Annotated in this window: 12 protein-coding genes; 2 read left to right on the top strand and 10 right to left on the bottom strand. The window is 69.3% G+C overall.

Annotated elements, in window-relative coordinates:
- Positions 1-103 precede the first annotated feature (103 nt).
- The 8 genes from AX737_RS00340 to AX737_RS00375 all read right to left on the bottom strand — a co-directional run bounded on the left by AX737_RS00340 (position 104) and on the right by AX737_RS00375 (position 6,647).
- The gene (locus tag AX737_RS00340) at positions 104-1,135 is read right to left on the bottom strand and encodes a tyrosine-type recombinase/integrase (protein WP_066918101.1); all 1,032 of its coding nucleotides are present in this window, start codon (positions 1,133-1,135) and stop codon (positions 104-106) included.
- The gene (locus AX737_RS00345) at positions 1,119-1,316 is read right to left on the bottom strand and encodes a hypothetical protein (protein ID WP_066918102.1); all 198 of its coding nucleotides are present in this window, start codon (positions 1,314-1,316) and stop codon (positions 1,119-1,121) included. The genes AX737_RS00340 and AX737_RS00345 overlap by 17 nt, the downstream gene beginning before the upstream one ends.
- Before the next feature lie 176 nt (positions 1,317-1,492).
- Positions 1,493-1,825 carry a capsid cement protein gene (locus AX737_RS00350; RefSeq protein ID WP_066918103.1) on the bottom strand — a complete coding sequence of 111 codons (333 nt, stop codon included), beginning with the start codon at positions 1,823-1,825 and terminating at the stop codon, positions 1,493-1,495.
- 2 nt (positions 1,826-1,827) lie between these two features.
- The gene (locus AX737_RS00355) at positions 1,828-2,046 is read right to left on the bottom strand and encodes a hypothetical protein (protein WP_066918104.1); all 219 of its coding nucleotides are present in this window, start codon (positions 2,044-2,046) and stop codon (positions 1,828-1,830) included.
- Entirely contained in the window at positions 2,046-3,860 is a 1,815-nt protein-coding gene (locus tag AX737_RS00360) for a prohead protease/major capsid protein fusion protein (protein ID WP_066918105.1), read from the bottom strand. The genes AX737_RS00355 and AX737_RS00360 overlap by 1 nt, the downstream gene beginning before the upstream one ends.
- Complete coding sequence (locus AX737_RS00365) at positions 3,857-5,296, bottom strand: phage portal protein (RefSeq protein WP_066918106.1); 1,440 nt, start codon at positions 5,294-5,296, stop codon at positions 3,857-3,859. The genes AX737_RS00360 and AX737_RS00365 overlap by 4 nt, the downstream gene beginning before the upstream one ends.
- Entirely contained in the window at positions 5,296-5,853 is a 558-nt protein-coding gene (locus AX737_RS00370) for a hypothetical protein (protein WP_156453434.1), read from the bottom strand. Before AX737_RS00370 ends, AX737_RS00365 begins: the two co-directional genes overlap by 1 nt.
- A gap of 5 nt (positions 5,854-5,858) precedes the next feature.
- Positions 5,859-6,647 (bottom strand): hypothetical protein, encoded by a 789-nt coding sequence (locus AX737_RS00375; RefSeq protein ID WP_066918108.1) that lies wholly within the window; start codon positions 6,645-6,647, stop codon positions 5,859-5,861.
- A gap of 337 nt (positions 6,648-6,984) precedes the next feature.
- On the opposite strand from AX737_RS00375, the gene AX737_RS36705 reads away from it, so the two are divergent.
- Positions 6,985-7,311, top strand: coding sequence for an Arc family DNA-binding protein (locus AX737_RS36705; protein ID WP_082772795.1), 327 nt, complete (start codon positions 6,985-6,987; stop codon positions 7,309-7,311).
- Positions 7,304-7,642: a hypothetical protein gene (locus AX737_RS32775; RefSeq protein WP_156453436.1), complete on the top strand. Its 339-nt coding sequence runs from the start codon at positions 7,304-7,306 to the stop codon at positions 7,640-7,642. The genes AX737_RS36705 and AX737_RS32775 overlap by 8 nt, the downstream gene beginning before the upstream one ends.
- 95 nt (positions 7,643-7,737) lie before the next feature.
- Here AX737_RS32775 and AX737_RS00380 read toward each other — a convergent pair whose 3' ends face one another.
- Positions 7,738-9,594: a phage terminase large subunit family protein gene (locus AX737_RS00380; RefSeq protein WP_066918109.1), complete on the bottom strand. Its 1,857-nt coding sequence runs from the start codon at positions 9,592-9,594 to the stop codon at positions 7,738-7,740.
- Positions 9,591-10,142, bottom strand: coding sequence for a hypothetical protein (locus tag AX737_RS00385; RefSeq protein WP_066918110.1), 552 nt, complete (start codon positions 10,140-10,142; stop codon positions 9,591-9,593). Before AX737_RS00385 ends, AX737_RS00380 begins: the two co-directional genes overlap by 4 nt.
- Positions 10,143-10,272 lie beyond the last annotated feature (130 nt).

Below are 10,272 nucleotides of genomic sequence, written 5' to 3' on the forward strand. Positions count from 1 at the left end.
CTCTGACTCCTCTAGTCCTGGTTCGAATCCAGGTCCCCCAGCCACCTGATTTCCTTACGTTTTTCCCAACTCAACCCTAGAACAGACAGAGACGGTTGGACGCTCAGTTGGGAACTTTCGTTCTCGCTTCGAGCTTCCGGATCGCGCTCTCGGCCAAGGCCGGATCGCGGTTGAGGTAGTGGGCATCGAGGATCGAGCGCACGTCCCGGAGGGCGTGGCCCGTGATCGTCGCGATCTCCGCCTCGGTGCAGCCTGCGAGCGCTAGCCGCGTCACGGCCGTGCCCCGCAGGTCGTTGAACGTCACGCCCGTCACGCCGGCCTTGGCGCAGGCCTTCCGCCACGAGGCGTGGAAGCCGTCCGAGGTCCAGGCCTTGCCCTCCATCGTTGCCAGCACGGTCGGATGCCGCTCGGCCGCGTCGAGCGCGGCCTTGAGCGGCGTGCCCACCGGGATCACCACCCGGGCGCCGGTCTTCGACTGTTGCAAGCGGATGCGGGCGCCGTCGTAGGCGTGCCACGTCAGCCGCAGCAGGTCGCCCTGGCGCTGGCCGGTCCAGAGCGCCAGGATCAGGGCGAGATGCAGGTGCGGCGGCGCCTTGGCCAGGAAGGCCGCCTCGTCCGCCGCGCTCCACACCTTCTCGGCCCGGGTGCCCCGGTAGAGCCGGCCGCCCTTCTCGCAGGGGTTCACCTCGATCAGCCCGCGCTTGACCGACCACGACAGGATGCGGGCGAGCACGGTCCAGGCGTAATCGGCCTGCCGGCGAGAGCGCTGCGCGAGGCGGTCCCGCCATTCCAGAAACTCGGCCCGCGCCCGCTTGTCGGCGAGCGCGGCGATCGGGAAGTCCGCGAACTCCGATTCGATGATCCGGATCTGCCGCACGTAGTCGGCGCGGGTCTGCTCACTGAGACCGGAGCGGAAATCCTCGCTCGCCTGATAGCCCTGCATCAGGGACAACAGCACGCCGCGGGTCTGGGGGCGTCTAGACGCCACCGCCGCGTGGTAGGAGGCCAGGAATTCTGGGGTGCCGGGCTCGCCGTCGAGCCGCGGGCCGCCCTTCCAGGCGTAACGATACGTGACGGTCGAGCCGTCCGCGAGCCGCTTCCGGACGGTGTTGAGGCCTTTAAGGCGCACGCGCACGGCCGGCCTTCCATGCGTCGAACGCGCCTGCGGGCTCGGCCGCCGGCTTCTCCTCGAAGCTCAGCACGATCCGGCCCTCGGCCGAGACCTCGACTTGGGTCGGCTTCATCCCGGCCGCGAGCGCGCCCTTGAGGGCGCGGGCTACGTCGGCCTGACGGAAGGCTTGCCGGCGGGAGGACATGGGTTGACGAACCGGGTGCAACAGGACGGATACGCGCCAGCGCGCGGCGCCGGCAGAGAAAACAGGTGCGGCCTCTCCCGATTGACCTCATCGTTCCCTTCGCGGGCGAGGATCGGGATTTCCGTTGTCGGACGGGCCGCGGCGCCCTCACATGCGCCCGCGAAGCTGGGGGCGTCCTACTGGACGAAGCCGTTGAGGCGGACGCGCACCGTCGCCGCGCTGCCGATCGCGGCCTCGGCGGCGGCGCCGACATAGGGGTTGCTGCCGGGGGTGGTGGTGATCACCTTGGCCGCGTCGTCCCAGTAGAGGCGCGCGCCGTAGCCGGGCGTGTCGCCCGCCTTCTTCGGAAGGTCGTAGACGCCGCGGGTCGCGATCTCGAGGGGGCGGCCCGTCGAGGTCGCGAAGGCGGCGACGCCGAACAGCGCACCGACCAGCACGCCGTTGCCGGAGAGCACCGGGTAGGGCGCCGGGACGCTCATCATGTTCCCGTCCTGGATGAAGTTCTTCACGGTCAGAGGCCTTTCGAGGAGCCGAGGCGGACGGTCGTGACCCGACCGCCCCGGAGCTGGATGATCCGGCGCTCGATGTCGGCGATGGTCGCCTCCATCTCGGGGCCGGGCTGGTAGAAGACTTCGCGGTTGTCCGCGAAGCGCACCTTGCTCGCGCCCCCGGCGCGGATCTCGCGCAGCTCAGCGAGCTGCGCTTCGAGGGCTTCGACCGTCTCGGCCATCACTTGTTGCCGGGGTTCCGATACCAGCCGCGGTGGTCCACGAAGCCGGCACCGAAATCGAGCCGCACCCGCCAGCGCACGCCGTCGACCACGAAGCCGATCTCGGAGGTGATCTGCGGGCCGGCCTCGCCTTCGAGGTAGGCGTATTCGAGCCCGTCGACCTCGGCCGTGTCGGCGACGAGGTGCCAGGACCCATCATCGATGCGGGGGTCGACCACGACGGACAGGAAGGCGAAGGCATTGCCGTCGCCGATCTTGGTCGCCTGCACCTGCGTGACGGCCTGCTCGGCCTCGGTCTCCCGGTCGGCGCCGACCAGCAGGTACTTCGGCGTCACGCTGACCAGCTCGCCCTGCAGGCCCGCCTGCAGACGCATCGCCTTCCGCGCGGCCGAGAGTGCGGCCGGCGTGATCGCGGTCCCGGTAGCGGCGAGGTTGCCCCGGGCGGCCGTGAACAGCGGGTTGCCATCCGCCATCGCCGGGTTGGACAGCAACAGCTTGACCAGGGTGCTCGCCTCGAACTGCGCGGAGGCGATGCCGAGCCGGCGGCTCATGTCGCTGAGGGCGCCGAGGTCGTCGTTGACCAGCGCCTGCCGGGTCACGCCGATGATGCGGCCGAAGGTGCTCAGCCCGTAGCTCTCCTGCGCCTCGGCCATCGCGCCGGCCTTGAACTCGCCGTGCTCGTTCACCGGCAGCAGCTCGGGCGCGGCCGAGAACTGAATGCGATGCTTGGCCCGGAAGTCGCGCGCGGTGCTCTGGCGGCCGAGCCGCTTCACCCCCGCCGGGGCTGCCGCGTAGGCCTCGCGCAGGGTCCGGTTGACCGTCTCGCCCAGCAGCAGCGGGAAATCCGAGGTGGATTGCAGCGCCCGGGTGATGACGGCATCGGGCGTTCCGGTGGCCGTGACGCCGCGGTTGCGCAGGCAGGTGCGGGCATACTCGCCCATCGTCAGGCCGACGTAGGAGCGCACTAGCTCGGACGAGGGGGCGTGGTTCGGCCGCATCCGCATCGACAGGGCCTCGCCCATCGCGCGGGCGTGGATCTCCGGGTCCGCGTGGTCGGCCACGACCGTCACGGTCCGCACGCCGGCAGCGGCGGCCGAGCGGGTCTGCATCTCCGCGAAGGCGGCGGCGCGGGCCGCCTCGACGGTGGCGCCCGCATCGATCTGGGAATCGACCCAGCTCTGCGGGAGCTGGGCGGCCTGCGCCATCGAGCGGATCTGCACGTTGATCGCGCCGCGCTCGTTCGCCACCGGAGCGGGCGGCGTCAGGACGGCGGGCAGCGGGGCCGGCTGAGGCGCCGGAGCGGGGGTCTGGGTCGGCTCCAAGGGGGTACTCCTAACGCGTGCCGCCGGGTCGGCCGGGATGACCACCAGCGAGGCCTCAAGTAGATCGAAGGAAACCGCGACCTTCTCGCGGACCCTCGTCTCCGGATTGGTCCGCTCGGACCAGCTCTTGACCGCATAGCCGATGGACACTTCGGGGAAGTGCCCGTCCGAGAACTCGGCGGCGATGCGCTGTGACTTCGGGTTGTGGCGCGACAGCACGGCCCGGCCGCGCAGCTCGGCGCCCACGGTGCGGATCTGATCGACGTAGCCGAGCTTGTCGTCCAGGCTGGCGCGGGCATGGCCGTCGAGGAGCGGCACCCGGTCGGGATACCGCTGCGCCCCGAGAGACAGGCTCTCGACGTAGGCGCCGCGCGCATCCTGCCGGGCGACACCGGAGCCGGCGGACAGCACGACCTCGAAGGTCCAGGCCTCGGCGTCCCAGGTCGAGCCGGCCGAGGCGGCGCGGGTGAGGATCGGGTTCTCCACGTTCACGCGGCGGCTCCGGGCTGGGGTTGCGGCAGGGCCGGCCGGGCGGCGAAATCGAGGCCCAGCGCGGCCGAGGCCTTGCGGTCCTCGGCGATCTCCCGGTCCAGCTCCTCCACGTCGTAGCCGCGGGCGGCGACCGCCTGGCGGCGGCTCATCAGGCCCGCGCCGATCGCGGCGATCTCAGCCTCCACGTCGGCCTTGGGATCGACCCAATCCGAGCGGGGCGGGATCGAGCGCGAGCCGAGATAGGCCGCCGCGTTCGCCTCGAAGTCCGGGGCGCCGATCCGGCCCGACAGGATCTCGGCGAGGACGAAGCGGCGCCACACAGGCCGGCAGAGCTGGAACACGACGAGCTGGTGTTGCAGCGCCTCGGCCCGGCGCTGGAACTTGAGCCGGTCGTCGCGCATCGAGGAGAAGTTCGCGTCGGAGATGTCTCCGGTGAGTGCCGAGTAGGGCACTCCGAGGCCGGCCGCGATCTCCCGCAGGGTGACGGTCAGGTAGGCGATGGCCTCGGCGCCGATCGCGGCCGGGTCGGAGAAGCGGATGTCCTGGCCCGGCCGGAGCACCTTCAGGGTGCCCGGTTCGAGCCCGCCGTCGAGGGCGCCGTCGCCGTCCTTCTCGCCCTCGAAGCCGCCGGCCTCGCCGGTCGGATCCACGATGAAGCCGGTGAGCAGAGCGCTGATCTTCTGGCGCATGAGCTGCGCGTCGGAGGCCGCGTCGAAGTCGGCGAGCCGCAGCAGGATCGGGGCGAACCACGACACGCCGCGGACCTGCCCCGGCGTCTCCGGCCGGAACAGGTGAATCACGTCCTCGGCCGGGACGCGGATCATCTCCAGGCTCTGGCCGAGCGGCAGGCCCGGCCGCTCCCGGAACAGGTGGTAGGCCGCCCGGCGGCCGGAGGCGTCGAACTCGATACCGGCGACGATGCGCGAGCCGCCCGGCAGGTCGACGTGGTAGGCGCCGTTGATCTGCTCGGGGTCGAGCATCCGGAGGCGCAGCCGGCCGATGCTGTCATGCAGCATCAGGGCGAAGCACTCGCCGTCGACCACGAGGCGGTGGGCGGCCAGCGCGCAGAGGCCGTGCCAGTCGAGGAGGCCGTCGCTGTCCGCCTCCTCGGTCCAGGCATCGAAGGCGAGGTTGAGGGTCGAGCGGGTCGCGGGGTCGGGATGTACGCTCTGGGTGGTGATCCCGGAGCCGATCAGCGCGGAGACCCAGGCGTCGGTGCCGGCGCGGGCGTGGCCGTTGTTCGCCGCGAGGTAGCGGGCTCGGCGGGCGAGCGGCACCCGGGCGGCGAGGCCAGCGGCGAGCGGCAGCGGCATCTCCCCGACGCCGCGCAGGCGCCGCCCGCCGGCCGCGCCGTCGTAGGAGCGAGTCTGCAGGGCGGTGAGCCCGAGGGCGCGGGCGAAGCCGGCGGGGAAGAGGCTGGCGAGGCGGGCGAGCATCAGGCGCCGTCGCGGTAGAAGCCGCGCTCGCGCACGATGTAGTGCACGGCACGGTAAATCTCGGCGCAGTCTACGACCGCTGCGACCTCAAGATCCGAGTTCTCCATCCACAGCTCGGCGAAGGTCGCCTTGTGATCCGTCCACTTGATCGTTTGCGGAATACCTGAACGCGGCAGACCGGCACGAACGATCGCGATCGAGGCGAAGTCCTTGCCACGTGCACGCATCCAAAAGGCATCTCGGATGTGGTTCGAGATGCCAACCGCGTCGTCCGGGGAGAAGCCCATCTGGCCGAGCTTGGCGACGGTACGGGCTTGGCAGAGATCCACGAACGAGAACCACGTCCAGCGGACGGTTTCACCATCGCGACGGTTCTCGGGCTTCGTCTCCGGGAACAGTCCGGAGCGGGTGCGGCGGGTGCGCAGGATGCCGCCGTCCCAGCCGGTGACGGCGCACACGACCTCGGCACGGAATTGGGGGAGTAGCTCGTCCATACCGCGCAAGCTGCACGGATGAAACCGTTCGGTCAACATCGTGCAGCTTGCGCGGTCGAGCATGGTTACTAGGCCGTTGCCATCGTCTCAGGGCAGAGGGTGAGGTTTGCGACGTCGGACGTCTGCGCGATCAGCAAAAGCTCGCCGATGAACACGTCTAGATATTCATCGATATCCAGAGCCCAATTCAGGCACCTGCGAAGATGTTGCGCCTTGACTGAAATACCATCCAAGGTATTTGGTGGCGTCAGCTCGATTTCGCGTTCGATACGCGTGACCTCGCTTCCCAATTTATCTGCTTCCTCGGACGCGACGGCGTACCCACTCGCCCTTCTTGCTTCCGCAGTCTCGTGCCGCCAGCGATCGAATGCCGTCACGATCTCGTCAGCACGGACCTGAGCCTCGGCCCACGGCACGCGGCGCGTGATGGTCTGAGCGTCGCGAGGAAGGTTGACGCCCGGTGGAACGGGCTGGGTCTCGTCGCGGGTCCGCGGCTTGCGCAAGGCGATCGAGGCATTGCCGGCATCCGGGTAGAACCAGAGCGTGCCGTCGCCGCGGCGGGTGGCATACCCTCCGAGGCCCAAGGCGTGATCGCTCTCGCGCAGGAAGAGTGCCGCGGGTGCCTCAGGCACGCCGATGAGGTGCAGGGCTTGAGCTTGAGCTGAGGCGATGTCGTAGGCGACATGGGCCAAGGCGCGCTGACGCTCCAAGTCCAGCAACTTCCTGTCGGGATGGATCTTCGGGCAGTGAGCCGCGAACGGGGCTACGGCGATACCTCCGAGGAGGGCGCGGCGGTTGGTGGTCGAGGTCTTGGCGTGCGCCATCGCGCGCGCCGTGATAGGGTTCACGGATGCCATGGTGATTCTCCTGAAATCACTGGTGGTGTCAGGCCCTCGCGAGCGTTCCCGCGCTCTCGGGGGCCGAATTGTTTTCGCGGCGAACCGAAGTATCCGCGAGTGCCTTTTCTAGCAGCAAGATAATCTCGCTGTTCATAGAACGTCTATTTTCAATCGCTCGCGCTTTGATCGCCGGCCTCATACCCTCCGGCATGCGAAGCATAAGCTTGTCCGCTCTATCGCTCGGAAACATCACTCCCTCATAGGTGCGAGTCGCATCCATATGGTTACGGCTCGACACCGATGGCGTCAAGTCGCACCTATTGGAAAAGTCAGTGCGACTCGACATCACTCCCTCATGACGAGCGACGAGCATCACCCAAGCGATTTGGCCGACCGGTTCCAGGTTCGGATGCCGCCGGGCATGCGGGAGCGCATCGCAGATGAGGCCAGGGCCAATAACCGTTCGATGAACGCGGAAATCGTCGCACGGCTACAGCAGAGCTTATCCGGCGGATCTATGACATTTGACAAGGACATTGTTCGGGAAATAGCAGCTGAAACTGCGAAACACATCGCCTTTGAGATCCGGGATAACTTTGACGCGACTTCATTCCGCATCGTTGAGGTCGACGGCCGCCGCGCTCTTGTCCCCAACAAACCAGAAGATAGCACCGATGACTGACCGGAACATCCCGAAACCGTTAGTTGGCGATGATGACTACGCAATGCTGTCCGAGTTTTCTCGGAAGCTTCATGAGATACGAGACGATATCGAGGCACATCAAAGTGCAGCTCGACTGCCCGAAGTTCTCGATCTTTGCCGCAGAGCGCGCGGGATCACAGATCGACGGTACGGCAACGTCATCGAACAAATCGGGCGAGTGCAAGACGCGGTTGCGGTTATGAAGAAAACCAGCTCGACAGGCGATCTTTACACGGCAGTGACCCGCGTCCAATCTGCGCTGGATATTCACCAGATCTACCATCAGCGGCAAAGCGAAGATTTCACCTAAGCTGGCGGCTCGAAGGTGTGTGCGTGACGCAAGCGTTCCGGCCCTCAAAGGTATGGTCATGATGACCATCCCCCGAACGCGCTCCCCGAGGGCATCTACCGGTTCATCCACGAGGACCGAATCGTCCGCTGCCGCTGGGCCGGCACCGGGTTTTCCCCCACTTTGGGGAGAACCGGCAGGGCCGCGATCCGCTTGGCCTCGTCCCCCAGGCGGAAGCCCCGGGCCGTGACCGCGCAGAGCGCCGCGTAGGCGTAGACCCGGCAGTCCAGGGCCTCGTTGCGCAGCGCCGGATCCTTGCGCCACTCGCGGATGGCCACACCCTTGCGCCACGTCCGCACGATGCGCTCGGCGCCGAGCTGGCGGAAGTAGTCGAGGTCGCGGCCAACCGGGAAGTGGCAGTAACCAGGTCCTGGCTCGGCGAGGCGCAGGCGGGCCGTCACGGTCTCCTTGCCGGCGTCCACGCCGACGATGAAGGGGGTGTAGACCTTCTCCCGCACCCGCGGCGGCCGGCGCGGCCAGACCGGGATGCCGGGCCCGCCGCGGCCCTTGATGCCCCAAACGCCGCGGCCGGCCCGCTCCCGGGCGTAGGCGTAGACCGTCTGCGTGTGGTGGCCGCCGGTATCGATGCACACGCCCCGGATGTGCATCGGCCCGGCGCGCGGGTGCTCGAAGCGGCGCAGCAGCTCGGCGTCGAGGGTGCGCCAGACCTCGGGCTTGGCCGGGTCGCCCCACAGCTCGTCGTAGCTGATCGACCACGATTCCTCGCCCGCCCCCCAGGCGACGACTTCCAGCGCGAGGCGGTCGCCCTGCACGTCGACGCCGGCCGTGAGGCAGACCACCCACTCGGGCAGGCCCTCGCCCCACTCCTCGAGGCGGGCCAGGAAGGACGCCGCCTCGATCGCCTCGGCGTCGCGATCCTCGAAGGGCTCGCCGAGCTTGGTGTTGGTCCAGGGCCGGAGCCGCAGCGGGTCCCTGGCGACGGTGACGAACTCGGCCGCGATCTCGCCCCAGCTCTCGAAGGGCGAGTAGAGCGCCGAGAGGTGGAACCCGGCGGTGCGCCCGTCGCCCGGGGCGGTGGCGCGCCACTCGCCGGCCGCGAGCATCCCGGGCTTGTGGTACTCCTCGGCGACGCCCCCGCAATCGGCCTCGGCGCAGACGTAGTGCGCCTTGCGCGGCTCACCCTCGGGCCAGCGGATGCCGGACCAGCGGAGGGGCTGCATCGCCCCGCAGGCCGGGCACGGCACGAAGAACCGGCGCTGATCGCTCTCCGCGTAGGCCTTCTCGATGCGCGAGCTGCCGGCGTCGGTCGGGGTCGAGATCAGCATGATCTTGCGCCGGCCGCGGAACGTCACGGTGCGCTGGATCGCCAGCGCCACCGGATCGCCCTCGCCGTCCGCGTCGGCTGGGAAGGCGTCGACCTCATCGAGGACGAGATAGCGCACCGGGAGCGAGCGCAGGCCCGTGGCCGAGTTCGCGCCGGTCATCACCAGCACGCCGCCCGTGAACTCCTTCTGGGTCACGGTGTTGCCGGGATCCTTGGCGCGGGCCGGCGCGATCTTGGCGCGCAGCGCCGGGGTGCCGTCGATCAGCGGCTCGATGCGGGTGCGCGAGTTCCGGCGCACCATGTCGCCGGTCGGCCACACGGTCATGATCGTGCCGGGGGCGTGGGCGATCCAGTAGCCGACGGCGTTCAGGCCCGCTTCCGTGCCGCCGGTCTGCGCGCCCTTCATGAACACGACGCGCTCGATCGGCGAGGCCGTCGAGAGGGCGTCCATGATCTCCCGGAGGTAGGGCACCCGGGCGGTCCGCCACGGGCCGGGCTCGGCGTTGGTGGTCGGGAGCACCCGGTGCGTGTCCGCCCAGGCGCTGACGGTGAGCTGGGGCTCCGGGCGCAGGCCCCGGCACCACGCCTCCTGCACGAGGCGCACGGTCTCGTCGTAGAGGTCGCTCATCGGGGCAGTTCCAGCGTCATGGCGGCCAGCGTGACCAGGTGGTCGCGCACCTCCCGGTCGAGGATGGCGGTGATCGCCTGAAGGTCGGCGCCCGTGCCGGCGGCGATGGCGGGCGCGGCCCGGTTCACCCAGCCGATGAGGGCGTCGCGCTCGGCGCGGGCGCGGGCCTCGATCACCCGGAGCGTGGCCCGCTTGTCGAGATGGCGTTGCGCGAGCCTGGATGCCTTCAGGGCGGCGATCTCTGCCTCGGCGCTGTCCCGCTTCGCTTTCGGGCTGAAGAAGCCCCCTGCGGGGCCGCCGGGACCATTCTCAGGGCCGTGGGCCGGCGGGGTGGGGCGGCGGCGGTTCGGATCGACGTTGCGCTCGATCCAGTCCCGGCCGCGGGCGACGTGGATGCGGCCGTTCGGCTCGACGGGCAGGCCTGCCCGGATGAGCTGGCTGATCCGACCCTGCGTGACGCCGACCGCCTCGGCGAACCCCTTCTTGGACAGGGTGGCGGTGGCCGGGTCGAAGGGCTGGGGGGCGAACAGTCCCTGTTCTGCATGCATGGGTCGGGCCTACTCAACTCGAAACTTTAGGATCTAAACTGGCCTCAAGTAGTGAAATGCCGGGGCCTACCGCCCGCAGAGGGGGAGCGCGGGAGGGACCCGTGCCGGACGTCGCGGCAGGGAGGGGTGG

Source organism: Methylobacterium sp. CCH5-D2 (genome assembly GCF_001556475.1).
In the GTDB taxonomy this organism is placed as follows: Bacteria; Pseudomonadota; Alphaproteobacteria; order Rhizobiales; family Beijerinckiaceae; genus Methylobacterium; species Methylobacterium hispanicum.